The sequence below is a fragment of the Nisaea acidiphila genome (genome assembly GCF_024662015.1).
Lineage (GTDB): Bacteria > Pseudomonadota > Alphaproteobacteria > Thalassobaculales > Thalassobaculaceae > Nisaea > Nisaea acidiphila.
On record NZ_CP102480.1, the window covers coordinates 3284439 to 3310748 of the forward strand.

Sequence of the window (26310 nt, forward strand, 5' to 3'; positions counted from 1 at the left end):
GTCGGGACGAAACGGGGAGATGCAGCTGACATGAGGCTTCTCGGTCTCGATCCGGGACTCCGCTTCACCGGTTGGGGCGTGATTGACGTGGACGGCAACCGCCTGCGTCACGTCGCTAACGGGACGCTGCGGTCGACGGCGTCCCGGAGCATCGCCGAGAGGCTTCTGGAGCTGCATGACGGCGTGCTGGAAATCATCGAGACCCATCGCCCGGACGAGGCGGCGGTCGAGGAGACCTTCGTCAACAAGAACCCGGAATCGACTTTGAAACTCGGTCTTGCCCGTGGCGCGGTTCTGCTCGCCCCAGCGAAGAAAGGCATGCGGGTGACCGAGTACGCGCCGAACCGGGTGAAGAAGACGGTTGTCGGTGCGGGGCACGCCAACAAGGACCAGATTCAGGTCATGGTGAACAAGCTGTTGCCGGATGCAGCCTTCGAGTCGCCGGACGCGGCGGATGCGCTGGCCGTCGCGGTCTGCCACGCGCATTTCGCCCAGAGCCGGCATGCCTTCGGAGACAAGGTCGGGGTCTCCCGTATCCGCAAACAATCCGCGACCGGCGGTTACGAGAAGGCCGTACAGGCGGCGCTCAGAAAGGAGATGGGGCTGTGATCGCGAAACTGCGCGGAATCCTGGACTCCTTCGGTGACGGCTCGGCGGTGATCGACGTTGCCGGCGTCGGATATCTGATTTTTGCCTCCAGCCGTACGCTCGCGAAGCTTGGCGACCGGGGCGGCGAGGTTTCGGTCCATGTCGAGACCCATGTCCGCGAGGATCATATCCACCTCTACGGCTTTGCCGACAAGGGCGAGCAGGACTGCTTCAAACTGTTGCAGACGGTGCAGGGTGTCGGCGCCAAGGCGGCGCTTTCGATCCTTTCCGCGCTCTCGCCCGACGAGATCATCCGTGCGGTCGCGGCGGGCGACGCCAAGATGCTGACCCGCGCCGACGGGGTGGGCCCGAAACTCGCAGGCCGGATCGTCAACGAGCTGAAGGACAAGGCGGTCAATGTCTCGCTCGGCGCCGATATCGCGGCCACGGCTCCGGCCGGAAAGGGCGCGGCGCCCGCGAACGAGTCCGCTGCCGTGGCCGATGCGATTTCCGCCCTGGTCAATCTCGGCTATGACCGCAGCGTCGCCTATGGCGCCGTCCATGCGGCCGCCAAATCCGCCGGCGCCGATGCCGGGCTCGACCAGCTCATCACCGGCGGCCTGAAGGAACTCGCCTCGTGAGCGCCTGGGAAGACGAGGAAGGCGGCCGGCTCGTCGATGGCGAGCGCTCGACCGAGGACACGCCGGAGCGGGCACTCCGGCCGCTCAGCCTTGACGATTTCGTCGGCCAGAAGCAAAGCCGGGAAAACCTCAAGGTCTTCATCGAAGCCGCCAAGGCGCGCGAAGAGGCGATGGACCACACGCTGTTCTTCGGCCCGCCCGGTCTCGGCAAAACCACGCTGGCGCAGATCGTCGCCCGCGAGCTCGGGGTGAACTTCCGGGCGACCTCCGGCCCGGTGATCGCCAAGGCGGGCGATCTCGCCGCGCTGCTCACCAATCTCCAGGCGCGCGACGTTCTCTTCATCGATGAGATACACCGCCTTAATCCTGCCGTAGAGGAAGTGCTCTATCCGGCCATGGAGGATTTTCAGCTCGACCTCATCATCGGCGAGGGACCGGCCGCGCGCTCGATCCGCATCGATTTGCCGCCGTTTACGCTGGTGGCGGCGACGACGCGCTCCGGCCTGATCACGACGCCGCTCCGGGAGCGCTTCGGCATTCCGCTGCGCCTCCAGTTCTACAATCCGGAGGAACTGCAGAGCATCGTCATGCGCGGGGCTTCCCTGCTGGGCATGAACCTGCTGCCGGACGGCGCGGCGGAAATCGCCAACCGGTCCCGTGGCACGCCCCGGGTTGCCGGCCGCCTGTTGCGGCGGGTGCGGGACTTCGCCGCCGTCGCCGGGGTCGAGGAAATCGGCCAGAAGGCGGCCGACGGAGCGCTCAACCGGCTCGATATCGACGATCGCGGCCTGGATGCGATGGACCGGAAATATCTGCGCTGCATCGCGGAGAATTACGGCGGCGGTCCGGTCGGGGCGGAAACCCTGGCGGCCGCGCTCTCCGAACAGCGCGACGTGATCGAGGAAGTGATCGAGCCCTATCTGTTGCAGCAGGGGCTTCTGCAGCGTACGCCGCGCGGTCGGGTGCTCTCCGAGGCGGCGTACCGCTATCTCGGGCTCGCCGCGCCGAACCGAACGCCGGCCGAAGTCGCGCAGATGACCCTTCTCGAGGACGATCCCGAGGGGTGCGATGTCTGAGCGGAAGCTGGCGCCGGCGGTGACTTCGTTCACGGCGGACGGAGCGCATGTGCTCCGCACACGGGTCTATTACGAGGATACCGATGCCGGCGGTGTGGTCTATCACGCCAACTACCTGCGCTTCGCCGAGCGCGGGCGCACGGAATATCTGCGCGATGCCGGCGTCTCCCAGTCGGAACTTTCCGACGAAGAGGGAGTGTTTTTCGTGGTCCGGCGCAGCGTCATCGATTTCCGCCTTCCGGCGCGTCTCGACGATGCTTTGGATATCGTGACGAGGATCGCGGAGACCAAGGGCGCCTCATTCGAGGTGGCACAGGAAATCAGGAAAGCGGGAACCGCTGACTATCTGGTCAGGGTCGACAGCACCATCGCGTGCCTCGACCGCAAGGGCCGGCCGGTCCGGGTTCCGAAATCGGTCCGGGCGAAACTGGACCGGCAGACCATGGCTGGGACGAACGAGTGACCGCGCGAGACGCAAGTTCAGGAATCCGGGGATAAGCATCTAGATGGAAACAACAGTCGTCGACACCGTAGCGCTTGGGGGTACGGCCGCCACCGACATGAGCATCTGGGGCCTGTTCCTGGCCGCGGACTGGATCGTGAAGACCGTGATGATCGTGCTGATCGGCGCTTCGATCTGGAGCTGGGCGATCATCGTCGACAAGTCGATGAAGCTGCGGCGCCTCTCGAAAGCCGCGGAACAGTTCGAGGAAAGCTTCTGGTCGGGCGGGTCTCTGGAAGACCTCTACGACCGGATCGGCTCGCAGCCGGGCGATCCGATGACGGCGGTTTTCTCGGCCGCGATGCGGGAATGGCGCCGCTCTGCCGCCAAAGGGCTCGCCGCCAAGGGCTCGGAGATCCGCGCCAGCCTGCGCCAGCGCATCGAGCAGGTGATGCATCTCTCGATCGGCCGCGAGATGGACCGGCTGGAAAAGCACATGACCTTCCTTGCCTCGGTCGGATCCGTCGCGCCGTTCGTCGGGCTCTTCGGCACGGTCTGGGGGATCATGAACAGCTTCCAGTCGATCGCCGCGACCAAGAACACCTCTCTTGCGGTGGTGGCTCCCGGCATCGCCGAGGCGCTCTTTGCCACTGCGCTCGGCCTGATCGCCGCAATCCCGGCGGTCATTGCCTATAACAAGATCTCGACGGATCTCGGCCGTTTCGCCGGCAGGCTGGAAAACTTCTCCGCCGAGTTCGCGTCCATCCTCTCGCGTCAGCTCGACGAAGGGGGCTGATCCATGGCCGCTTTCATGGTCGGAAACGGACGCGGTAACGGCGGCGGGCGCAAGCGCTACCGGCCGCTGAGCGAGATCAACGTGACGCCGCTGGTCGACGTCATGCTGGTGCTGCTCATTGTCTTCATGGTCACGGCGCCGCTGCTGACCGTGGGCGTTCCGGTCGACCTGCCGAAGACCGAAGCGGCGCAGCTCACCGACGAGGTCGAGCCGCTCGTGGTTTCGGTGAACGCCGAGGGCGTGATCTTTCTGCAGGAGACCGAGGTCCCGCGCGAAAACCTGATCCCGCGGCTCAATGCCGTGACCGGGCAGCGTCCGGACGTGCGCATCTTCGTGCGCGGCGACAAGTCGATCCAGTACGGCACGGTGATGGAAGTCATGGGGCTGATCAGCGCCGCCGGCTTTACCAAGGTCGCCCTGCTGGCCGAGATTCCGGACGTGAAGGGGGCGAACTAGACGAGATGCGGACGGGCCTTTCCATATCGGTCGGCTTGCATGCGGCGGTCTTCGCGTTCGCGTGGTTCGGGCTGCCCCAGCTCCGGAACGACGATATCCTTCCGGAACAGCTGGTGATCGTCGATATGGTCCCGATCACGGAGATCACGAACACCCCGACGGCGCAGGCCGAACCGGAGGAGGCGAAGGAGCCGGAACCGGACGCGCCGGCGCCGGAACCGCAGGAGGCGCCGCCTCCGCCGCCGCAGGCCGAAGCGCCTCCACCGCCTCCGCCGCCTGCCCCGACGCCGGAGCCAGCACCGAAACCGGTCGCGGAAGCGCCGGAGCCGGAACCCGCGCCAATTCCGAAACCGGTGCCCGAGAAGGAGCCGGAACCGGAAAAGGTCGCCCAGGCGCCGCAGCCGGCACCGAAGCCGCGTCCAAAGCCCAAGGCGCCCGCGCCGACGCCGAAGGACACGGCGGAAAAGCCGAAGAAGGAAGACAAGAAGCAGGATTTCTCGCGCCTCCTGAAGACGCTTGAGAAGACCGAACCTGAAGTCGCCTCAAAGCCGAAGAAAGAGGAGCCGGAGAAAAAGGACAAGCCGGATCCACTGAAGGACGTGCTCGCGAAGCTGAATGCGCCGGCGCGGAGCCGCTCCGACAAGGCTTTCGACCCGGAGAGCCAGGTTTCGATCAGCGAGATCGACGCTGTGCGCCGTCAGATCGCTCAGTGCTGGAACGTACCGGCTGGCGCGAAGGATGCTGAGGACCTCTATATCGAGATCGCGCTGCAGATGCGTGCCGACGGCACCGTGCGCGATGCCCGCATCGTCGATCAGGGACGGCTGTCGCGCGACACCTTCTTCCGCACCGCCGCCGAGAGTGCGCGGCGCGCCGTTCTGAGCTGCGGCAAGCTTCCGCTGCCGCCGGAGAAATACGAGTCATGGAAGAACATCACCATGACCTTCAACCCGAGGGATCTGCTGTGAAGATCCGCGATCACGACCGACTTGAGAGGCCGATCATGAGGTTCGCTGGACCGTCCCGCGTCATCGAGTTCACCCGTACTGCCCTGTTCTGGCATCTGTTGCTCCCCGCTCTGTTGGCCGCGCTCTTCTTCGCCGGCACGGCGCGCGCGGAGCTCAGGATCGACATCACGCAGGGTAAGGTGGATCCGCTGCCCGTCGCGATCGCCGATTTCGGCGGCAATAACGGAGAGAGCGCGCAGATCGGCCGTGATATCGCCGCAGTGATCGCCGCCAATCTCGAACGCTCCGGGCTGTTTGCGCCGATCAGCAAATCCGCCTTCATCCAGCAGAACGTCTCGCTGAGCGCCCTGCCGCGCTTCGGCGACTGGCGGATCATCAACGCGCAGGCGCTGGTGCATGGCGCGGTCAGTTTCGAGTCCAGCGGGGCGATCAAGGTTGAATTCCGCCTCTGGGACGTCTTCGCAGAGCAGCAGATGGTCGCAAACGCCTATACGACGGTGCCCGCGAACTGGCGCCGCGTCGCCCATATCATTTCCGACGCGATCTATCAGCGGATGACCGGGGAGAGCGGATATTTCGACACCCGCATCGTCTATATCGCGGAAAGCGGCCCGCCGGACCGGCGAAACAAGCGGCTGGCAATCATGGATCAGGACGGCGCCAACCACCGGTTCCTGACCGACGGCAGCGATTTGGTGCTGACCCCGCGCTTCTCGCCGACCCTGCAGGAGATCACTTATCTCGCCTATTACAACGATCAGCCGCGGGTCTATATCTTCAATATCGAGACCGGCCAGCAGGAAGTGCTGGGCGATTTCCCGGGCATGACCTTCGCGCCGCGTTTCTCGCCGGACGGGAATCGGGTGATTATGAGCCTTGCCCGTGACGGCATCACCGATATCTACACGATGGATCTCGCGACCCGGCGGGTCCGGCGGCTGACCAACAGCCCGTCGATCGATACCTCGCCGACCTACTCTCCCGACGGCGCGCAGATCACCTTCAACTCGGACCGGGGCGGCAGCCAGCAGATCTATGTCATGGATGCGAACGGCGAGAACGTCCGGCGGATCAGCTTCGGCAAGGGGCGCTACGCGACGCCGGTCTGGTCTCCCCGCGGAGATTTGATCGCCTTCACGAAGATCACTGGCGGACAATTTTATATCGGGGTCATGCGGCCAGACGGAACCGGCGAGCGTCTGCTCTCCCAAGGCTATCTTGTGGAGGCGCCAACCTGGGCTCCAAACGGCCGAGTATTGATATATTTCAAGCAGTTCCCGTCCGATTCATCCGGGAGAGGTGGCAAGACCAAGCTCTATTCCATTGACCTTACTGGGTATAACGAGCGTGAAATCGTCACACCCGTGGATGCCTCCGATCCGGCGTGGTCTCCCTTGATTCCCTAATCGCGTGCAAATATATTTCGCGCGATCGAGCAAATCCGGAAACGAGCGGGTATCCCAATCCACTGAAATCTGTTAGAGAACACAAAGGATTGGCGCGTCCGGCTATCGAGTCTAAGGGGCACGACCGTTAACTTGGATTGAAGGCTCACTTCCGTGGGGGTGTATCAGAATGGCTAAGAAGTTTCTTTCAATCGTAGCTGCGGCTCTGCTCGTTGCTGCGTGTTCGACCGACCAGGAGACTGCTTCCCAGTCGGGCGGCGCAGGATCGACAGTTCCGGCTGCGAACCAGCCCACCTCTTCGGCGTCCGGCGGCGCGGTTACGGCCGCTCCGGGTTCGCGTGAAGAGTTCGTCGCGGAAGTTGGCGACCGGGTCTTCTTCGGTTTCGACAAGTACGACCTCACCGCTGAGGCGCGTACAACGCTTGAGCGTCAGGCTTTCTGGCTGCGCAAGTATCCGAGCACGACGGTCACCGTCGAGGGTCACTGCGACGAGCGCGGAACCCGTGAATACAACCTCGCCCTTGGCGAGCGGCGCGCGTCAGCCGTGAAGGATTATCTGGTGGCGCTCGGCATCGACGCTGGCCGGATCGCGACCATCAGCTACGGCAAGGAGCGCCCGGTCGCGTTCGGCAGCAACGAGGAGGCTTGGGCCCAGAACCGCCGTGGTGTGAGCACCATCAACTAAGGTTCTGACCAGAATCTAATAAGACCGCGCCGGTCTGGGCATCCAGGCCGGCGCGTTGTCGTTGTGGAGTCGGGTTTCTCGGGATGAGGAATTTCTGTGGGTATTGCCGGGGCGGTGCCATATTCCTGCTCGAATGGTCGGTGACGATAGGCTTTCGCGGTGAAGAAAGGCCGGGAGTTCGGAAGATGATCAGGCGTTTTGGAATGCGCGGCGTGTGCCTGGCCGGAGCGGTTTTCGTGCTGGCCGCATCCGTGGCAGCGCCCGTGGCGGCGCAGGACGTACAGAACCTGCTGAACCGCCTCGACCGGATGGAGCGCGACATGCAGGACCTGCAGCGCCAGCTCTATCGCGGCGGCGGGAGCGGTATCACAGCGACGCCGGTTACTCCTGCGCCGATCACCGGCGGCAATTCCGGTTCGTCCGTCTCCGCCGGCCTGCAGCAGGGCGGTACCCTGGACTCCAGCTATGCGGCCAGAGTTGAGGTCCGCCTTCAGCAGCTTGAGACCCTTATCCGGACCCTTACCGGCAAGATCGAGGAGGTCGAGTTCCAGGTCGAGCAGAACTCCGGTCGTCTGGATCGTCTGGTGCGCGACATCGATTTCCGGCTGCAGACCTTGGAACAGGGCGGCTTGCCCGCCGGTGCCGAGGCAGCAGGAGGCACGGCGGCACAAGGCGCGCCGGCGCCAGCAGAAACCCCGGTTCCAGGTCAGGGACAGGGTGTTTTCGGCTATCTGAAGGAATCGGAAATCAAGTCTCTAGAGGATGAGCCGACTCCGGCGGCCGGCGTTGCACCGGAGCCCGCCGAGGCACCGGAGACGGTCGCAAGTGCGCCCGCGAACGGCGGAATTCTGCCGGATGGCACGCCCGAAGAGCAGTACAAGCATGCTTTCGCGTATTTGCAGAAACAGGATTTCAACGCTGCCGAACAGGCGCTCAGCCTGTTCCTGGAACGGCATCCGAAGAATCCGCTCGCCGGCAACGCAATCTACTGGCTGGGCGAGACATATTATGTCCGGAAAGATTTTGCGCGGGCGGCCAAGACCTTCGCGACCGGATATACCGAGTATCCGGGGAGTTCCAAGACCGCGGACAACCTTTTGAAACTGGGATTTTCGCTTGCCCGGATGGATCGCAAGGACGATGCCTGCGTGACTTTCGACAAGCTGCTGACCGACTTCCCAAATGCGTCGAGCAACATCAAGCGCCGGGTGGATGCGGAACGCCAGCGCATCGGCTGCTAATCCGGCCCCCGGGGAACGGGAGGCCGTACTGAGCGCATTCGGGCCGATCTCCGATACCGAATTCAGCGATCTCCTCGCTGAGGCCGACCCCGACCTCGCCGGTATGCCGCCGTCACTTTTCCTTGCCGGCGTCTCCGGCGGTGCGGACAGCACGGCGCTCAGTTTTCTGCTGTCCCGGTGGTGCCGGGCAAGAGGGCACGCGTTCCGCGCGATCATTGTCGATCATGGACTGAGGTCGGAGGCGGCCGAGGAGGCTGGACGCGTTGCGGCGCGTCTCGGTGTCGTCGGCATCTGTGCCGAAATTCTCCGCTGGACGGGGCCTAAACCGGGGAGCGGTATTCAGGCAGCGGCGAGAGCGGCGCGGTTCGGCCTCATGATCGAACGGGCGGTCGAACTCGGCGCGTCGGCCTTGTTCCTCGCCCATCACCTTCAGGATCAGGCAGAGACCATGGTCATGCGTCTCGGTCGGGAGAGCGGTGCCGATGGTCTCGCGGGAATCCGGCCGCGTCAAATGCGCGCGGGAGTTCGGGTCATGCGTCCGTTGCTGCCCGTGTCGCCGGAAAGGCTGCGGCTCACATGCCTCGCCGGCGGTTTGTCGTGGGTGGAGGATCCGAGCAACCGGGACCGGCGCTTCGAGCGGATCCGCATTCGCGAAGAGCAGGACGGATTGGAAGCGGTGGGCCTCGGCGCCGGGAGGCTTTCTCGCATGGCGCAAATCTTTTCCCGGCTTCGGGACTGGAGCGACGACAGGCTCGCCGGCTTCCTGACGGACCACGCGGTGCTGGATCGGCGCGGATTTGCAAGGCTCAATGCGGAGGCGGTCGCCGGATTGCCGCGTCCGCTTCGCCTGAAACTGGCGAGCGGCCTGCTGCAATCCATCGGCGGCGGCGCCTACCCGCCGCGCCGGGAGAGTCTGGAACGGCTCGATGTTTGGGTGACGGAGGGGCGCCGCCGCCGGGTGACGTTGGGCGGCTGTCTCATTTGGCGGTCCGGTGCCGGCGAGATCTGGATCGCGCGTGAGGTGCCGCGGAAGCCGCGTCCGGAAGTGCTGAGGGCGCGCGGCGGATTGCGCTGGGACGGCCGTTTCGACGTAACCTGGCAAGGCGATCGACCTGCCTGGGTACATATGCTGACCCGGGACGGGGAACGCCGTCTGCGCCGTTTGATCACTCCGGCTGGGCTGGAAATAGGGCTGCCGCAGAGCGTCCGCTGTTCCCTCCCGGTGGTGACCGACCTTGACGGACGCCTCTTTGCCCCCCACTTTTGCGAAACATGGACAGGGGCGCCGCGCTCGAACGACGGCAGCCTCCAAGTAGAATTTCGTCCCGCCGTGCCCTGGGTCGCTCAGGCGTACCGGTCCGGCAGGGATGACAGGGTCGGGGTGAGAGACTAAGAATGGGCCTCCGGCTAAATATGAACCCTACCGAGGCACGATCAGCGTGAACAATTTCGGCAAGAATCTCGCACTCTGGATGATCGTCGGCGTCCTGCTCGTGGCGCTGTTCAATCTGTTTAACAGCTCGAACAAGACCGGCAATTACCCGAACTTCGCGTTCTCCGATTTCCTCGGTGCCGTCGAACAGGGCCGCGTCACCGACGTGATGATCCAGGGCAATACGATCAAGGGCCACTTCAACGACGGCCGGAACTTTGCCACTTATGCGCCGAGCGATCCGGGCCTTGTGGACCGGCTGCGCGAAGGCGGTGTCCGGATTTCCGCCGCGCCGCCGGAAGAGGGTATGTCCGGCCTGCTCGGCATCCTCATCTCCTGGTTCCCGATGCTGCTTTTCATCGGCGTCTGGATCTTTTTCATGCGCCAGATGCAGGGCGGCGGCGGCAAGGCCATGGGCTTCGGCAAGAGCCGGGCCCGTCTGCTGACCGAGAAGGTCGGCCGCGTGACCTTCGACGATGTCGCCGGCATCGACGAGGCGAAGACCGAGCTCGAGGAGATCGTCGAGTTCCTGAAGGATCCGCAGCGCTTCCAGCGCCTCGGCGGCAAGATCCCGAAGGGCTGTCTTCTCGTCGGCCCTCCGGGCACCGGTAAGACGCTGCTCGCCCGCGCCATCGCCGGCGAGGCAAACGTGCCTTTCTTCACGATTTCCGGTTCCGACTTCGTCGAGATGTTCGTCGGCGTCGGCGCGAGCCGTGTGCGCGACATGTTCGAGCAGGGTAAGAAGAACGCGCCCTGCATCATCTTCATCGACGAAATCGACGCGGTCGGCCGTCATCGCGGTGCCGGTCTCGGCGGCGGTAACGACGAGCGCGAGCAGACCCTGAACCAGCTGCTGGTCGAAATGGACGGCTTCGAGGCGAACGAGGGCGTGATCCTGATCGCCGCGACCAACCGACCGGACGTGCTCGACCCGGCGCTGCTGCGTCCCGGCCGCTTCGACCGTCAGGTCGTGGTGCCGAACCCGGATATTCTCGGCCGTGAGCGCATCCTGAAGGTGCATATGCGGAAGGTTCCGCTGGGGCCGGACGTCGATGCCAAGGTCATCGCGCGCGGCACCCCGGGCTTCTCCGGTGCCGATCTCGCCAACCTCGTGAACGAGGCTGCCCTGCTCGCCGCCCGCAAAGGCAAGCGTGTGGTCGGCATGGCCGAGTTCGAGGAAGCCAAGGACAAGGTCATGATGGGCTCGGAGCGCCGCTCCATGGTCATGACCGACGAGGAAAAGGCGCTGACCGCCTATCACGAGGCCGGTCACGCCGTGGTCGCGCTGCACTGCCCGGACAGCGACCCGATCCACAAGGCCACCATTATCCCGCGCGGCCGTGCGCTTGGCATGGTCATGCGCCTGCCGGAAGGTGACCGGATCTCTCTCTCCCGCGCCAAGCTCTATGCCGACCTGCGCGTCGCCTGCGGCGGCCGTCTGGCGGAAGAGATTATTTTCGGCGAGGACCGGGTTACCACCGGTGCTTCTTCGGACATCCGCATGGTCTCCGACATGGCGCGACGCATGGTCACCGAATGGGGGCTCAGCGACAAACTCGGGTTCCTTGCCTATTCGCAGGATCAGCAGGAGGTCTTCCTGGGGCATTCCGTGACCCAGCAGAAGAATGTTTCCGACGCGACCGCCAAGGTGATCGACGAGGAAATCCGCCGGATCGTCGACGAGGCATATTCCGACGCGCGCCGGATCCTGACCGAGAACCACGACGAGCTGGAAACTCTCGCCAAGGGCTTGCTTGAGTACGAGACCCTTTCCGGCGACGAGATCCGTGCGCTTCTGGCGGGCGAGAGCCTGCACAAGGAGAACAAGGAAGACGGGCCGAAGCCTGGCGCCGGACGCCGCTCGTCCGTGCCGACCGGCGGCGCCGAGGGTACCGGCAAGACCGGTGGTGGCATGGAGCCCGATCCCCAGCCCGGCGAATAAGTCCATGGTCCAGATCATTCGAGAGGCCGCGCTTCGGCGCGGCCTTTTGCCGTCCGGCGCCCGCATTCGTCTTCGCCCTGAAGGGATCCTCTGGGGCGAGAGCGCGGCGCGCCTTATCGGGGCCGGAGCAGCACGACCACTGGCCGGGGGGCCCGGCGCATTCACATCGGTTGAACTGATTGCCCGTTCCGATGAGGCCATTCATCTGATAGGGCCTGTGCCTGTGGCGGATGCGGAAGACTGGGCAGAGGAAGAAGGTTTCGGGGACGTTGTTGTTCAGGAACTTGCGGCCCTGATCGCCTTTCGTCCGGCACTTTGCGGTCTGCCGCAGGACCGTCCGCTGGTCATGGGGATCGTGAACGTCACGCCGGACAGCTTTTCCGACGGCGGCGATTTCGCGGACCGGGACGTGGCCGTGGATCATGCCTTCGAGCTGCTGATGCAGGGGGCCGACATCCTGGATATCGGTGGAGAGTCCACCCGACCCGGCGCCGACCCGGTGCCGGTCGCCGAGGAGCTTCGCCGCGTCGTGCCGGTGATCGAGGGCATCCGCAGCCGGGCCGGGGCCAAGCGTCCGGTGATCAGCGTCGATACCCGCCGCCCGGCGGTCATGCGCGCCGCACTCGATGCCGGCGCGGATATCGTCAACGATGTCACCGGTCTGAAGGATCCCGAGAGCCGCCGCATCGTCGCCGAGGCCGGCGTGCCGGCGATGCTGATGCATATGCGCGGCGAACCGCAATCGATGCAGACCGAGGCGGTCTACGACTTCTCGCCGCTGGAGATGGTGGAAGAACTTGAGCGGCGGGTCCTCGATGCAGAGCGGGACGGCATCGCGCGGGGGCGGATCATCGCCGATCCGGGCGTCGGATTCGCCAAGAACGTGACCCACAATCTCGAGGTGCTGGCCCGGCTCGGCCTGCTGCATTCCCTCGGCTGTCCGATTCTGCTCGGGGTCTCTCGCAAGCGCTTCATCGGCGCGCTCAGCCGCGATGAGCCCGCGAAACAGCGGGTTCCGGGCTCTCTCGCCGCGGCGCTCGCCGGTGTCGAGAAGGGCGTCCAGATGGTTCGCGTGCATGACGTCGCCGAGACCGTGCAGGCACTAAAAATATGGGCGGGTATCGCCGGAGAGCGGTAGACTGCGCCCGGTTACGCAATCGTTACGTAAGTTCGGCATTTCATGACCAGAGACCTTTTCGGAACCGACGGCATCAGGGGCACGGCCAACAGCGAGCCGATGACCGCCGAGACAGCGCTCCGCGTCGCGATGGCCGCGGGCCGCCACTTCGTGCACAGCAACGGCGCGCCGAAGACCGGGCACCGGCCGCTGGCGGTGATCGGCAAGGACACGCGGCTCTCCGGCTACATGCTGGAGCCGGCGATGGTGGCCGGGTTCACCTCGATCGGGATGGATGTGGTGCTGCTCGGCCCGCTGCCGACCCCGGCGGTGGCGAGCCTGACCCGCTCGCTTCGCGCCGATCTCGGCGTCATGCTCTCGGCTTCGCACAATCCCTACCAGGATAACGGCATCAAGCTCTTCGGACCTGACGGCTTCAAGCTATCCGACGAGGTCGAGCAGGAGATCGAGGACCGGATCGACCGTCTCGATGCCGGCGACCGGGCGCCGGCCGACCGGCTGGGGCGCGCCCGCCGGCTGGACGACGCGCAGGGCCGCTATATCGAGATCGCCAAGAACACATTTCCAAAAGGATTGCGCCTCGACGGGTTGAAGCTCGTGGTCGACTGCGCCAACGGGGCGGCCTACCGGGTCGCGCCGCGGGTGCTTTTCGAGCTTGGGGCCGAGGTGGTCGAGATCGGCGTGCAGCCGAACGGGACCAACATCAATGCGGGCTGCGGTGCGACCGCTCCGCAGGCCATGTGCAATGCCGTGGTCGAAAGCGGCGCTCATCTCGGGATTGCGCTGGATGGCGACGCCGACCGGCTGATCATGGCGGACGAGCGCGGAAGGATCATCGACGGCGACCAGATCATGGGGCTGATCGCCACATCCTGGGCCGAGGCGGGCCTGCTGAAAGGCGGGGCGCTGGTCACCACGGTGATGAGCAATCTCGGTCTGGAAAAATATCTTGCCGGGATCGGGGTCGGGATGCACCGGACCAAGGTGGGCGACCGCTACGTGCTGGAGCAGATGCGCGCCGAGGGCTTCAATCTCGGCGGCGAGCAATCCGGCCACATGATCATGAGCGACCATGCGACGACCGGCGACGGGCTGATCGCGGCGCTGCAGGTGCTGGCGGTGCTGATCTCCTCCGGCAAGCCGATGAGCGAGGTCGCCTCGATCTTCACGCCTCTGCCGCAATTGCTGAAGAACGTGCGCTACAAGGGCGAACCGCCGCTCGGTGCGGAGGCCGTGAAAGCGGCGATCGCCGACGGCGAGGCGCGGCTTGCCGAGAGCGGACGGGTGCTGATCCGGAAGTCCGGCACCGAGCCGCTGATCAGGGTGATGGCCGAAGGCGAGGACAAGAAGCTCGTCGAGGCCGTGGTGAACGATATCGCACGGGAGATCGAACGTGCCGCAGGATGATGCGACGGCGACGGAGGGCCTGCACGGGATGCGCGGCCGGGTGCTGATCTGCGCCGGCTCGGATTCCGGCGGCGGCGCCGGCATTCAGGCGGACATCAAGGCGGTGACGTGCCTCGGCGGCTTCGCCATGACCGCGATCACCGCACTGACCGCGCAGAATACCGAGGGCGTGCACGACGTGCATGAGATCCACGAGGAGTTCATCGCCAAGCAGATGGAAGTCGTGCTGAAGGATCTCGGCGCGGACTGCATCAAGACTGGCATGCTGCACTCGATTCCGGTGATCGAGACCGTGCGCAAGGCGCTGGAGGATTTCGCTCCGCATGTGCCTCTGGTGGTCGACCCGGTCATGGTCGCCAAGGGCGGCCATCCGCTGCTCGAATCCCAGGCGCTGGAGGCGATGAAGCGCAAGATGGTGGCACGCGCGACCATCTTGACACCGAACATCCCGGAAGCCGCCCTCCTGACCGCGAGCGAAATCAAGTCCCGCGACGACATGCTGCGCGCCGGCGAGACCCTGCTGAGGCTCGGCCCGAAGCATGTGCTGATGAAGGGCGGGCACATGGAAGGCGACGAGCTGATCGATATCCTGATCTCGGCCGACAGCGAGCCGGTGGAGTTCCGCGGCGAACGGATCGACACCGCCCACACCCACGGCACCGGCTGTACCACGGCCTCCGCCGTCGCCGCCGGTCTGGCACAGGGACTCGGCGTCGAGGAGGCCGTCGCGCGGGCGCGCGACTATGTCCGCAAGGCGATTCTGACCGCGCCGGGCTTCGGCCACGGGCACGGCCCGCTCAATCATGCGCACACCCTGAAGGCGGACGTCTGACCGCTTGAGTTCCGACCGGGCCGCGCTTAGATTCACCGCACAGGCACGGCCCGCGCCTCCCCCCTCCGACGGGAAAGCATCCGACATGTTGGGCGCGTTCTTCATCGGACCCACTGTTCGGGCATGCGCATAAGGAGGGATTGCGATTTCGTCCGCATCAGGAGGTTCCGCAATGAAACTCTCAGCACCCTTGTTCCGTCTGAAACGTCAGGCTCGCCTGCTCTCCCGCGAAGAAGGCATCCCGCTCAACAAGGCGCTCGACCGCATTGCCGCTGGCGAAGGCTTCCGGAGCTGGAGCCAGCTCGCGGCCAAGGTCGCGCGCGACCATCGGCCGGGCGCCGGCCTGTTCGCGCAACTCGAGCCGGGGGATCTGGTCCTGCTCGGCGCGCGGCCGGGGCAGGGCAAGACCCTGCTCGGCCTCGAACTGCTGCTCGAAGCCGCCAAAGCCGGGAGGAAGGGCACGTTCTTCACCCTCGACTATCACGCGGAGGATGTGGCGCAGAGGCTCCGTTCCATGGGGGGCGAACCGGAGGCGGCAGGGCGGGATTTCGCGCTCGATACGTCTGACGGGATCTGCGCCGATCATATCGTCGGCCGGATGCGCGGCGCGCCGCGCGGGACGCTGTCCGTGATCGACTATCTGCAGCTTCTGGACCAACGCCGCGACAGGCCCGCGCTTGCGGAGCAGCTCCGCGCTCTGAAGGCCTTCACGGTCGCGTCGGGCCAGATCGCCGTGCTGATCTCGCAGATCGACCGGACGTTCGATGCGCGCGGCAGCGGTCTGCCCGGGCTTGCCGATGTCCGGCTGCCGAATCCGGTGGACCTCACGCTTTTCACCAAATGCTGCTTCCTGCATGAGGGCGAGATCAGCCTTGAGGAGGTTCGGGCCGCCTAGTCGAGCACGAAGTCCCGGTTCACGAGGCTGTAGCTGTGATGGCCGAGGATGCCTTCCTCGGTCATCCGCTCGATCTCGCTACGGAGAGTCTTGATTCGCTCCGGATATTTGTCCGCGCCGATCTCCAGGAGAGCGTTCAGCGGATCGTCCGCGCGGACCGCCGGCTGGATGACCGTGTTCTTGGCGCGGCCCTGATGACGGATATCGGCGATTACGATGCAGACACTGTCCTCCGCCCCGTCGAGATCGTACTCCCCGGCATAGCTGAAAAATTTCTGCCGCTGCTGCTCGACCGCGAAGGCGACCTGGTTCGCCCGGTTGTCCTCGCTGTTCTCCGCCCAGTGCACGAACTTCGCTGCGACCTTGGCCTCCTGCTCACCGACGGCGTCCGGGTCCGGATTGAGATAGTCCATAAGGCCCTGGCTGCTGTTTGAATCTTCCAGAATGGTGATACCGTCCGCCGTCTTCTGCGCAACGTGTCCACCAGACAGCGTCAGGTCCGGGAAATAGAACCGTGCTTCGGGCAGGAGCAGGAAACGACGTAGCTGGAGGATGAAGTTCTCGCCGGCCACATGTGCCGCCTCCTGGTAGAAGCCGAAGGTGAAGGCCGCGCGATCATAGGTGTTGAGGCAGTGGAAGCTGCCTTTGCTTTCGCACATCGCCGTCGGCGTTATCACGTCGGCCCAGAAGCCGAACTGCTCGTGATAGTTCTCCGGCGCATAGAGGTCCGTTCCCGGCGTGGTGTTCATCAGGCCGCGCCGTTGCCCATAGCTGACGTCGCTGCCGACATAGAACTCGGCTCCGTCGTTCAGCCGAGCGTAGTGGCGCTGCCCGTCGATGCGCAGCGCAACCTCGGCCGGAGCGTCAATCCGTTGCTGCTCGCCGGCGACGCGCGTGGTCTTCGAGACCCGTTCGGTCGGGCTGTTCGCGAAAGGCATGACCAGCAGGTCGCGGCCGGCATATTCGGCCTTTACCGGTACCTCGAGCAGCGGACCCTTTTCGATGGCCCGCATCACCCGGACGCCGTCGACCCGAACCTCCCAGTTGATTTTCGCGAGATCGGCCGGCGTGGGGTTCGGCTGGTTGAAGGCAGTGGCCTCGTAACGTGCAACAGAGCCGGTATCAGCGGTGGCGGGGCCGTCGACGGCTGTGACGAGCAGCATGGCGGTCTCCACTGGATGAATTTTCGGGGGAATAGATGGCTGTATAATGCTACTTTATGACGAAAAAATCCAGTCCCCGATTGTCCTGATTTGGTCGTCAAACCGATACTTGGTGTCGCACGCGGGCATGGAAAGATGACGCTTGGCACGTAAATGATGTGACGAGAACCGGATCTCGGGCGTTATTCGCAGGGAGGCGATATGGCCGAAGAAGACGATATCGTTCTGTCGGAACTGGACGATGAAGAGCTCGTGCAGCAGATGCATGACGATCTCTATGACGGCCTGAAGGATGAGGTCGAGGAGGGGGTCAACATCCTGCTCGAGCGCGGCTGGACGCCCTACAAGGTCCTGACCGAGGCGCTGGTCGAAGGTATGCGGATCGTGGGCATCGACTTCCGCGACGGTATTCTCTTCGTGCCCGAAGTTCTGATGGCCGCCAACTCGATGAAGGCCGGCATGACGATCCTCCGCCCGCTGCTTGCCGAGACCGGCGCGCCGCGCATGGGCAAGATGGTGATCGGCACGGTGAAGGGCGATATCCACGATATCGGCAAGAACCTCGTCTCCATGATGATGGAAGGCGCCGGCTTCGAGGTGATCGATATCGGGATCAACAACCCGGTGGAGAACTATCTGGCCGCGATCGAGGAGCACAAGCCGGACATCCTCGGCATGTCGGCGTTGCTCACCACCACGATGCCCTACATGAAGGTCGTGATCGACACCATGAAGGAAAAGGGTATTCGCGACGATTACATCGTGCTCGTCGGCGGAGCGCCGCTGAACGAGGCCTTCGCGGAGAGCGTTGGTGCCGATGCCTATTGCCGCGACGCTGCCGTCGCCGTGGAGACCGCGAAGAACCTGATCGCCGAGCGCGAGAGGTCCAACTCGGCCGCCATGGGCGTCAGCTGAGCGGGGCGGCGATGGCCGCCCCTGCATCGGAACGCACGCCGCGGGCCCTCGTCGTGGCCTGCGGTGCTCTCGGACGCGAGCTGGTCGCCCTGAAAGAATCGACCGGCTGGGACACGCTCGACATCACCTGCCTGCCCGCCATCTGGCACAATCACCCGGAAAAGATCGCGCCCGGCCTCCGGCGGAAACTGAGGGCGGCGTCCGGCTATGACCGGGTGTTCGTCGCCTATGGCGATTGCGGGACCGGCGGCGAGGTGGATGCGGTGATCGAGGAGTTCGGCGTCGAACGGATCGCCGGCCCGCACTGCTACCAGTTTTTCATGGGGACCGAGGCTTTCACAGAGATGACGGATGCCGACCCGGCCCGGTTCTTCCTGACCGACTATCTCGTCCGCCATTTCGACCGCCTGATCGTGAAGGGGCTCGGCCTCGACCGATTCCCGGAATTGCGCGAGATGTATTTCGGCAATTACTCGGCGCTGGTCTACATTGCCCAGACGGAGGACGCCCGCCTGAAAGCGAAAGCGGAACAGGCGGCGGAACGGCTCGGGCTCGCCTTCGAGTACCGCTATTGCGGCTATGGCGAGCTGCAGGATTTTATCGAAGATGCCCGGAACGGGTACTGAGAGGAGCGGAAGCCATGGCGCATCTCATCACCGTTTACTGGCGGGACATCCCAGCCCAGGTGATCGCCGAGGAGGGGCGCGGCCGGCGCCGGAAACAGGCCAAGGTCGAATTGCCGGTCCGCTTCATCCATGCCATCGACATGGCGGCGATGCGCGACGGCTCCGAGGACGAGGACGCCTATCTCGAAGGCTGGCGCCGCGCCGATCCGGTCGAATGCGGCGACGATCTCGAAGCGGCAGCCGAAGCGGCCGCGGAAGCGCTGCAGGCCGAGTATGACGGCGAGAAGCTGAAAGCGCTGATCAAGAATGGCGGCAACGATGCCGATGAGTAACAATTCAACCAACTATTTCACGAAAATCTAACCGCGTATTCATTTTCTATTTTTGCTATCATGAGGAGAAGTTGGTTTCGCCTTCCACTCGTTGTTGGCGGAATTCGCCGTAGCGGGAGGAAGCAATGGTCACGCATGTCCGCGGTCGCAAGGACTGGAATACGAAATTCGTACGCTCGGCGGCGGCATGGGCGCCGTTGCTTGAAGACACGGCTGGAGACGATTTCGACTACGGCGATGTGCGCATCGGCCATGTGGATACGGGCTATGTCGAGCACTCGGTTTTTGGTTCGTGGAACAATCAGGGAGCGAGCGAGCATATTCTGGTCGATCAGGGCCTGAACGCGGTCGATCCGGACCGGGAGGTCCGGCCGACGGACCCGGTCGATGGCGGCCTCAATCCCGGCCACGGCACGAGGATTGGAAGTGTCATGTACGGTTTCGATCCGGATGTGCTGGTCGGCATAGCTCCGAGAGTTCCTGTCGTTCCTTACCGGGCGGTGACTTCGGTTGCGCTGATCACGGCGGAAACGATCGGTCAGGTCGCGGACTCGATTAACCATGCCGTGGAGCAGAGCTTTTGTTCCGTCATCAACATGAGCCTCGGCGCCAGACCGGTATTCAATCCGTTCGGAGCATTTCGCCGGGCAATGCGCAAGCTCGGAAAGGCTTGTGACAATGCGTACGAGAACGGTGTCATCGTTGTCGGCGCATTGGGAAACAATGTGCACAGCAAGGCGACCTATCCCGGCAAGTACTGGCGGTCGATCTGCGCTGCCGGCCTTGAGCCGGAGTTCGAAGGCGATCGGCTTACCGCTGTCGAGATGTGGAAGCCACAGCCGGAGCCGCTCGATGCGGTCGATTATCAGCATATTGACGTCTGGGCGCCCGCCGAATCGATCTTCAGAGCCCATCCGAAACGGCGCAGCGGCGATGTGCAGGATGACTATTATCCGCTGCCAGACGGAAATGGCTCCTCCTACGCTGCCGCGACCGTTTCAGGTGCGGCAGCGGTCTGGCTTGCGCGCCGGGCGCGGGACATCGAAGCGGCATATCCGCCGGACGATGCATGGATGGTCGTTGAGGCCTTCCGCTCCTTGTTGAAAACCACGCACCAGGGTTTGCCATCGGATTCGCATGCGAACAACGAGGCGGGGATGCTCGATATGAAGGCTCTCGTCGAAGCCGATTTGCCTGATGCCGGCACGCTGGACTTTGAGACCCGGCTTTGCCGGGACATGTTCGGCTGAACCGCTACTTCTCACTCTCCACCAGCCCCCTGACGAAGAGCCGCTGCAGGAACACGACCACCAGCACCGGCGGCGCCATGGCGATCAGCGCGGCGGTCATGGCGAGATTCCATTCCGGTACTGCCTCCGGCGAGGGCATCAGCTTGGCGATGCCGATCACGACCGTCGAATAGGACGGGTCCGTCGTCACCAGCAGCGGCCAGAGATACTGGTTCCAGCCATAGATGAAGAGGATGACGCAGAGCGCTGCGATGTTGGTGCGCGAGAGCGGCAGAAGGATGTCGGCGAGGAAGCGCATCGGGCCGGCGCCGTCCACCTTGGCCGCCTCGCACATCTCGTTCGGCACGGTCAGGAAGAACTGGCGGAAGAGGAAGGTCGCGGTCGCCGAGGCGATCAGCGGGAAGATCAGCCCCGCATAGGAGTTGAGCAGGCTGACCTTCACGTCGAAGCTGACGCGCTCGCCCGCGATCCAGGAGGCGAGATCGTCAAGCCCCAGGACCTCTCCGAGCCAGATAAACGGCGTCAAAGCGTTCGCCGCCACCTCGTAGGTCGGCACGATGCGGACCTCGATGGGCAGCATCAGCGACATGAAGATGATCCAGAAGGCGGTCATCTTGAAGCGGAAGTCGAAATAGACGATGGCGAAGGCGGAGAGGATGGAGATCGCCACCTTTCCGATCGTGATGCCGATCGCCTGGACCGCCGAATTGAAGAGCTGCAGGCCGAGATCGGCCCGGCTCCAGGTCTCCTGCAGGTTCACCAGCAGCTGATCGCCGAAGAACATCGGCATTGGCAACCCGTTCACTTCCTGCGGCGTTAGCGTGGCGGCGACCAGCGCGACATAGATCGGAAAACCCGTCACCAGGATCCCGAGGATCAGGAAGACATGGGTCAGGATGTCGAGGATCGGTGTGCGTTCGGTCATCTGTTCAGCCCGCGTAATGGACACGCCGCTCGAGGAAGCGGAACTGGAAGACGGTAAGGGCGATGACCACCACCATGAGAATGATCGACTGCGCCGCCGAGGCGCTTAGGTCGAGCCCGATGAAGCCGTCGCGGAAGACCTTGTAGACCAGGATCGTGGTGGCATCGCCGGGGCCGCCCTCGGTGGTCACGTGGATGATCCCGAAAGTGTCGAAGAAGGCGTAGACGACGTTCAGCACGATAAGGAAAAAGGTGGTCGGCGAGAGCAGCGGCAGGATGATGTCGCGGATCCGCCGGAGCGGCCCGGCGCCGTCCATCGCCGCGGACTCGATGACCGAGCGCGGGATCGATTGCAGCCCGGCAAGGAAGAAGACGAAATTATAGGCGACCTGTTTCCATGCGGCGGCGAAGACCACGAGCACCATGGCGTCGAAACTCGACAGCTCCGGGTTCCAGCCCCAGTCGAGCACGGTCTTCAGCGCGAAGGCGACGACGCCGGAATGCGGGTCGAGGGTGAAGGTCCAGAGCGCGCCGGCGATGGCGGGAGCCACGGCATAGGGCCAGATCAGCAGGATCCGGTAGGCATCCGTCGCCCGGAGCACCCGGTCGGCGAACAGCGCGAAAAGCAGGCCGAGCCCGAGCGAAAGCGCGGTAGTGAAGGCGCTGAAGACAATCGTGACCCAGATCGCCTTGTGGTATTCGGGTTGGCTCACCATGTCGGTGAAATTCTCGAAGCCGACCCATTCCGCGTAGCCGCCGAAGGGCGAGGCGAGGGTGAAGGCCTGGTAGAGCGCCTGAGCCGCGGGCCAGAAGAAGAACCAGAGCAGGATCAGAAGCTGCGGGAAGAGCAGCAGGTAAGGCAGCCAGCGGCCGTCGAAGGTCACCCGTCTCATGCGAACCGTCCGAAAAACCTGGAAGGAGAGCCGGGGCGGCGGAATGCCGCCCCGGTCGTTGATTGAGGTCGGCCGTTACTCGACCAGCATCGGGTAGAGTTCCTCGGCCTGACGCGAGTTCTGTTTCTCGAAGCGGCGGAGGATCTCGTCGCCGCGGCGCACGGCATTGGCGAAGGCCTGCTCGACGGTCTGCTCGTTCGCCCAGACCTTGCGCAGCTCGCCTTCGAGCGCGATGCGGACATTCTCGAAGTTGCCGAGCCGCGGGACCCGGGCCGCCGGATGCGGATTGTCACCGCCGCGCAGGAGCTGGATCACCGCCAGTTCCTTGGTCGGGAACTCCTCGTAGTAGCCTTCGGCCTTCAGCTCGTTATAGGCCTGCTTGGTGATCGGCACGTAGCCGGTTTTCTTGTGCCAGTATTTCTGGATCTCGACCGAGGTCAGCGATTTGAAGAACTCGACCACGCCCGCATATTCCTCGTCGGAGAAGCCTTTGAGGACATAGAGCGCGGCGCCGCCGATGGTGGTGTTCACCGGGGTGGTGCCGGCCTCGTAAGGCAGGTGCGCGGCGGTCCAGTTGAACGGGTTGTCCTCCATCGTCGCATGGCTCGCGGTGGAGCGGATATGGAACAGGCAGTTGCCGGCCTTGAAGTTCTTCAGCGCGCCGCTGCTCCAGTCGGTCTGGGACTCGGCGCCGAACTCGGCAAGACCCTCGTCCAGCCAGCGCTTGATGCGCTTCATGTGCATGATAGCCCAGCCGTCCGGCTTGTCATAGACGAGCCGGGCGGAGAGGCCGTCGAGGCCGTTGTTCTTGGAGGCGTAGAACTGCTTCTGCTGGGCCATCGGGTTTTCGAGATCGCCCCACATGCCGGCATAGAAGCCGTAGCCGCAGGGTTTGCCGCCGCGCGGTACCTCGGCGCCTGAGGCCTGAAGCTGGCGGATCTGCGCTTCCATGTCCTGATAGGTCTTCGGCATTTCGGTCAGGCCGGCCGCGTCAAACAGATCCTTGTTCACGTAGAGGATCGGGGTCGAGCTGTTGAACGGCATCCCGAGCAGCTTGCCGTTCGGGTCGGTATAGGTGCCGGTGACCGGCGAGAGATAATCGCTCTTGTTCAGGGTCACGCCGTGCTTGGCCAGCATGTCCTCGGCCGGAACGATCGCGCCGGAGAGCATCAGGGTGATGACGCCGGTCTCGTTGTTCTGGAAGAAGTGCGGCTGCTCGCCTGCGCGGATCGCGGCGATGGTCTGGGTCAGCAGGTGCCGGTAGCGGCCCTTCCAGGTGGCGACCACCTCGTATTTGTCCTGGCTCTCGTTGAAGCGGCGGACGATCTCGTCCACACCCTCGCCGAGGCCGCCGCTCATCGCGTGCCACCACTGGATCTTGATACGCTCGGCGGACGCATCCGCAGCGCCGAACGTCACGGCCGCGGCGAGCATGCCGGCAAGCCAGAACTTATTCCGTTTCATGTCAAATTCTCCCTGGATTTCAGGGGCGCACAGACTGCCCCAGCGTAAGTGTCGCAAAGCTCCGTGTGGATCTTTTGGACGAAGATTGAATGTGTTGAGTCGTTCCTGTTGCGGTTCCGGGACACTAGGCCGCGGCCTCGTTCGCGACCTGATTTCCGCCCGCATGTTCCGGATGATCTAGGCGGAGGCCGCTTTCCCGGTCGAAGAGATGCGTATGTTTCGGCGCGACCGAGAGGCCGATATCCTCGCCGATCTGCCAGTCGCCGGACTCTTCGACCGCGATGTTGCTGACCATCCGGCCGTTCGCGGTTTCGAGATGAACCAGACGGCTGGACCCGAGTTCCTCGATGAGGGAGATGCGGCCGCTCAGGCTGGCCCCCGCCTCGGCCGAGGCAGGGCGGAGATGTTCCGGGCGGATCCCGAGGCTCACCTCTTCGCCGCTCCGCGCGCCCTCGACGGCGCCCGCATCGACCGGCGTGCCGTCCTTCAGGCGGACCGTATAACCGTCGGTCCGGGCGTCCAGCGTGCCTTTCAGGAAGTTCATCGCGGGCGAGCCGATAAAGCTCGCGACGAACCGCGTCGCCGGCCGGTTATAGACATCGACGGGACGGCCGACCTGTTCCACCAGACCTGCATTCATCACCACCAGCCGGTCCGCCATGGTCATGGCTTCGACCTGGTCGTGGGTGACGAAGACGCTGGTGGCGCCGAGTTCGCGGTGCAGCTGCTTGATCTCGACCCGCATCTGCACCCTGAGCGTTGCATCGAGGTTCGAGAGCGGTTCGTCGAACAGAAATACCTTGGGTTCGCGGACGATGGCCCGGCCCATGGCGACGCGCTGGCGCTGACCGCCCGACAGCTGGTTCGGGCGCCGGTGCAGGAGCTCGCCGAGGCCGAGGATGCCGGCGGTATTGGCGACCCGTTCCTGGATCTCGGGCTTCGGCACTTTCGCCAGTTTGAGCGAGTAGGCCATGTTGTCGAAGACCGACATATGCGGATAGAGCGCGTAATTCTGGAACACCATGGCGACGTCGCGCTCTTTCGGCGCGAGCGCGTTCACCACCTTGTCGCCGATGGCGATCTCCCCGCCGCTAATCGCCTCGAGCCCGGCGATCATGCGCAGCAGGGTGGACTTGCCGCAGCCGGAGGGTCCGACGATGACGACGAACTCCCCCGGCTCGAAACGCGCATCCAGCCCGTGAACCACCTGGGTCTCACCGTAGGATTTCCGGACCTCTCTCAGTTCGATGGTCGCCATGCTCCGCCCCAAACAAAATGCATGTCAGGGGCAGAGCCTACGAAGCGGATTGGATCGGAACGGCGACTCCCTCATATCCGTTCGGTGAACATAAGGTTTCGGTTCTGATATCGCCGTGCGCGCAAGCACTTAACCGAATGCTGGCACGGAACGTCGGGGTGTTAGGAGTTGCTGTTTCCGGAATGCGCCATCCGCTCGCCGGCCCGCACCGGTTCCGGCAGGCGGTTTTCCGGCGGCGCCAGCGGATAGACCCAGTCTTCGGAATGGTAGCAGGACGGGTGGTAGGCGAAGTTGAAGTCGACGATCAACCGCCCGTCGTCCGTCTGCCCGAGATCGGCGCTCTTGATGCTGTCCAGCACATAACGCCCGCCGCCATAGGTCTCGTTGCCGCTGGTGGCGTCTGTGAAAGGCAGGAAGAGGCCGCCGCCATAGCCTTCGATCCAGTAGAGCGTCAGTTCACCGCCGAGCTTCCCGGCAAGGCCTCTGGTGCGCGCCAGAGGCCGCAGCGCGATCTGCCCGTCGGCACCGATCTCCCCGGCGAGTACTTCGCCGGTCGCCGGTGCGGCGAGATCCACCTCGAAACGCAATTCGGGATCGTAATCGAAGAGCGGAATGCCGCCATATTGTGCCCGGCGTTCCGCCGGGATGGGCGATTGCTCGTGCCCGCGGAACAGCTCGTCCCGCGTCTCCCGCCAGAGCTGCCACGCGGTCTCCGGATCCGCGGCCCGTCTTATGTCGGTATAGAGTTCGGCCACCCGGCGGCGCCAGTCGGCCAGCGAAACGATATTCATCCCGGTCCCCCAACGTTCATTCGGTCAGAGATGGGGGAAGACGTGCGCCAGTGCATCTCACGGCCGCGTGAGGGGCGTCTTGACCAGACCGGCGCGGGCATCGAAGCTTTGCCCGAAAAATGGAGACCGGAGGAAACCCATGACCTGGATCGCAACCGTGCCCTATTCCGAGGCAACCGGCCGTCTGAAGACGCTCTACGACCGGGTCAAGGGACCTGACGACAATGTCGACAACATCATGATGGCCCACAGCCTGCGCCCGCATTCGATGGAAGGGCACATGCATCTCTACAAGTATGTCCTGCACCATACCGGCAACAAGGTGCCGAAATGGATGCTGGAGAGCCTCGGGGTCTATGTCAGCCTGATCAACAGATGCGCCTATTGCGTCGAGCATCATTTCCAGGGGCTGTGCCGCCTGCTCGCCGACGACATGCGCGGGGACGCCATCCGTACCGCTTTCGAAGCGGGCCGGCCGGAACAGGCTTTCGACGGCGCCGAGCTGGAAATGTGCCGCTATGCCGCCAAGCTCACCACCGACCCGGCATCCGTCGCCGAGGCGGATGTCGCGGCGTTGCGCGCCGCTGGGCTCGATGACGGGCGCATTCTCGAGGTGAACCAGGTTGTCAGTTACTTTTGTTACGCGAACAGAACGGTTCTCGGGTTGGGCGTGAACACGGACGGGGACGTTCTGGGCCTGTCGCCGAATCAGTCGGAAGATCCCGATAATTGGTCGCACAGCTGAGGCG

27 protein-coding genes are annotated in these 26310 nt (G+C 64.2%); 21 read left to right on the forward strand and 6 right to left on the reverse strand.

From position 1 onward, the window contains the following. Positions 1-30: 30 nt before the first annotated feature. From ruvC to NUH88_RS15380, 16 genes are all read left to right on the forward strand, one after another. Positions 31-609, forward strand: coding sequence for a crossover junction endodeoxyribonuclease RuvC (gene ruvC, locus NUH88_RS15305; RefSeq protein WP_257767271.1), 579 nt, complete (start codon positions 31-33; stop codon positions 607-609). Continuing rightward, the gene (gene ruvA / locus NUH88_RS15310) at positions 606-1229 is read left to right on the forward strand and encodes a Holliday junction branch migration protein RuvA (RefSeq protein WP_257767272.1); all 624 of its coding nucleotides are present in this window, start codon (positions 606-608) and stop codon (positions 1227-1229) included. Before ruvC ends, ruvA begins: the two co-directional genes overlap by 4 nt. Continuing rightward, entirely contained in the window at positions 1226-2305 is a 1080-nt protein-coding gene (gene ruvB / locus NUH88_RS15315; protein ID WP_257767273.1) for a Holliday junction branch migration DNA helicase RuvB, read from the forward strand. Before ruvA ends, ruvB begins: the two co-directional genes overlap by 4 nt. Continuing rightward, positions 2298-2768: a tol-pal system-associated acyl-CoA thioesterase gene (gene ybgC / locus NUH88_RS15320; protein ID WP_257767274.1), complete on the forward strand. Its 471-nt coding sequence runs from the start codon at positions 2298-2300 to the stop codon at positions 2766-2768. Before ruvB ends, ybgC begins: the two co-directional genes overlap by 8 nt. Before the next feature lie 43 nt (positions 2769-2811). Next, a complete protein-coding gene (tolQ, locus tag NUH88_RS15325) occupies positions 2812-3543 on the forward strand; it encodes a protein TolQ (RefSeq protein WP_257767275.1) in 732 nt (243 codons plus the stop codon). A gap of 3 nt (positions 3544-3546) precedes the next feature. Continuing rightward, positions 3547-3999 carry a protein TolR gene (tolR, locus tag NUH88_RS15330; RefSeq protein WP_257767276.1) on the forward strand — a complete coding sequence of 151 codons (453 nt, stop codon included), beginning with the start codon at positions 3547-3549 and terminating at the stop codon, positions 3997-3999. A gap of 5 nt (positions 4000-4004) precedes the next feature. After that, entirely contained in the window at positions 4005-4967 is a 963-nt protein-coding gene (gene tolA / locus NUH88_RS15335; RefSeq protein ID WP_257767277.1) for a cell envelope integrity protein TolA, read from the forward strand. 35 nt (positions 4968-5002) lie between these two features. Next, positions 5003-6373 carry a Tol-Pal system beta propeller repeat protein TolB gene (gene tolB, locus NUH88_RS15340; RefSeq protein WP_257767278.1) on the forward strand — a complete coding sequence of 457 codons (1371 nt, stop codon included), beginning with the start codon at positions 5003-5005 and terminating at the stop codon, positions 6371-6373. A 169-nt stretch (positions 6374-6542) separates the two neighbouring features. After that, positions 6543-7058, forward strand: coding sequence for a peptidoglycan-associated lipoprotein Pal (gene pal, locus NUH88_RS15345; RefSeq protein ID WP_257767279.1), 516 nt, complete (start codon positions 6543-6545; stop codon positions 7056-7058). 185 nt (positions 7059-7243) lie between these two features. Further along, positions 7244-8299: a tol-pal system protein YbgF gene (gene ybgF / locus NUH88_RS15350; protein ID WP_257767280.1), complete on the forward strand. Its 1056-nt coding sequence runs from the start codon at positions 7244-7246 to the stop codon at positions 8297-8299. Continuing rightward, positions 8271-9692: a tRNA lysidine(34) synthetase TilS gene (gene tilS, locus NUH88_RS15355; RefSeq protein WP_257767281.1), complete on the forward strand. Its 1422-nt coding sequence runs from the start codon at positions 8271-8273 to the stop codon at positions 9690-9692. Before ybgF ends, tilS begins: the two co-directional genes overlap by 29 nt. A gap of 46 nt (positions 9693-9738) precedes the next feature. Next, positions 9739-11673 carry an ATP-dependent zinc metalloprotease FtsH gene (ftsH, locus tag NUH88_RS15360; RefSeq protein ID WP_308220067.1) on the forward strand — a complete coding sequence of 645 codons (1935 nt, stop codon included), beginning with the start codon at positions 9739-9741 and terminating at the stop codon, positions 11671-11673. A 4-nt stretch (positions 11674-11677) separates the two neighbouring features. Further along, positions 11678-12811, forward strand: a complete 1134-nt coding sequence (gene folP / locus NUH88_RS15365) for a dihydropteroate synthase (protein WP_257767282.1) — start codon at positions 11678-11680, stop codon at positions 12809-12811. Between the two features lie 42 nt (positions 12812-12853). Further along, the gene (gene glmM, locus NUH88_RS15370) at positions 12854-14218 is read left to right on the forward strand and encodes a phosphoglucosamine mutase (RefSeq protein ID WP_257767283.1); all 1365 of its coding nucleotides are present in this window, start codon (positions 12854-12856) and stop codon (positions 14216-14218) included. A 28-nt stretch (positions 14219-14246) separates the two neighbouring features. Beyond that, positions 14247-15050 (forward strand): bifunctional hydroxymethylpyrimidine kinase/phosphomethylpyrimidine kinase, encoded by an 804-nt coding sequence (thiD, locus tag NUH88_RS15375; RefSeq protein ID WP_257772231.1) that lies wholly within the window; start codon positions 14247-14249, stop codon positions 15048-15050. A 172-nt stretch (positions 15051-15222) separates the two neighbouring features. Then, positions 15223-15945 (forward strand): DNA helicase, encoded by a 723-nt coding sequence (locus NUH88_RS15380; protein WP_257767284.1) that lies wholly within the window; start codon positions 15223-15225, stop codon positions 15943-15945. On the opposite strand, the gene NUH88_RS15385 is transcribed toward NUH88_RS15380, so the two are convergent. Beyond that, on the reverse strand, positions 15942-17108 hold the full coding sequence (locus NUH88_RS15385) for a hypothetical protein (RefSeq protein ID WP_257767285.1): 1167 nt from the start codon (positions 17106-17108) through the stop codon (positions 15942-15944). The two genes, NUH88_RS15380 and NUH88_RS15385, sit on opposite strands and share 4 nt — an antisense overlap. Before the next feature lie 201 nt (positions 17109-17309). On the opposite strand from NUH88_RS15385, the gene NUH88_RS15390 reads away from it, so the two are divergent. The 4 genes from NUH88_RS15390 to NUH88_RS15405 all read left to right on the forward strand — a co-directional run bounded on the left by NUH88_RS15390 (position 17310) and on the right by NUH88_RS15405 (position 20231). After that, on the forward strand, positions 17310-18023 hold the full coding sequence (locus NUH88_RS15390; RefSeq protein WP_257767286.1) for a cobalamin B12-binding domain-containing protein: 714 nt from the start codon (positions 17310-17312) through the stop codon (positions 18021-18023). 11 nt (positions 18024-18034) lie between these two features. Then, positions 18035-18649 (forward strand): DUF1638 domain-containing protein, encoded by a 615-nt coding sequence (locus NUH88_RS15395; RefSeq protein ID WP_257767287.1) that lies wholly within the window; start codon positions 18035-18037, stop codon positions 18647-18649. 14 nt (positions 18650-18663) lie between these two features. Then, positions 18664-18981 carry a virulence factor gene (locus tag NUH88_RS15400; RefSeq protein ID WP_257767288.1) on the forward strand — a complete coding sequence of 106 codons (318 nt, stop codon included), beginning with the start codon at positions 18664-18666 and terminating at the stop codon, positions 18979-18981. Positions 18982-19106: 125 nt separating this feature from the next. Next, positions 19107-20231: a S8 family serine peptidase gene (locus NUH88_RS15405; protein ID WP_257767289.1), complete on the forward strand. Its 1125-nt coding sequence runs from the start codon at positions 19107-19109 to the stop codon at positions 20229-20231. Between the two features lie 4 nt (positions 20232-20235). Here the strand turns inward: NUH88_RS15405 and NUH88_RS15410 are convergent, their stop codons facing one another. The 5 genes from NUH88_RS15410 to NUH88_RS15430 all read right to left on the reverse strand — a co-directional run bounded on the left by NUH88_RS15410 (position 20236) and on the right by NUH88_RS15430 (position 25561). Then, complete coding sequence (locus NUH88_RS15410) at positions 20236-21156, reverse strand: ABC transporter permease subunit (RefSeq protein ID WP_257767290.1); 921 nt, start codon at positions 21154-21156, stop codon at positions 20236-20238. A gap of 4 nt (positions 21157-21160) precedes the next feature. Then, positions 21161-22048 (reverse strand): sn-glycerol-3-phosphate ABC transporter permease UgpA, encoded by an 888-nt coding sequence (gene ugpA / locus NUH88_RS15415; protein WP_257767291.1) that lies wholly within the window; start codon positions 22046-22048, stop codon positions 21161-21163. 75 nt (positions 22049-22123) lie between these two features. Further along, a complete protein-coding gene (locus NUH88_RS15420; RefSeq protein WP_257767292.1) occupies positions 22124-23512 on the reverse strand; it encodes an extracellular solute-binding protein in 1389 nt (462 codons plus the stop codon). 124 nt (positions 23513-23636) lie between these two features. Further along, positions 23637-24770: an ABC transporter ATP-binding protein gene (locus NUH88_RS15425; protein ID WP_257767293.1), complete on the reverse strand. Its 1134-nt coding sequence runs from the start codon at positions 24768-24770 to the stop codon at positions 23637-23639. A 161-nt stretch (positions 24771-24931) separates the two neighbouring features. Continuing rightward, on the reverse strand, positions 24932-25561 hold the full coding sequence (locus tag NUH88_RS15430; RefSeq protein ID WP_257767294.1) for a DUF1684 domain-containing protein: 630 nt from the start codon (positions 25559-25561) through the stop codon (positions 24932-24934). A 139-nt stretch (positions 25562-25700) separates the two neighbouring features. Here NUH88_RS15430 and NUH88_RS15435 point away from each other — a divergent pair, with 139 nt between their 5' ends. Then, positions 25701-26306, forward strand: coding sequence for a carboxymuconolactone decarboxylase family protein (locus NUH88_RS15435; RefSeq protein ID WP_257767295.1), 606 nt, complete (start codon positions 25701-25703; stop codon positions 26304-26306). Positions 26307-26310: the final 4 nt, after the last annotated feature.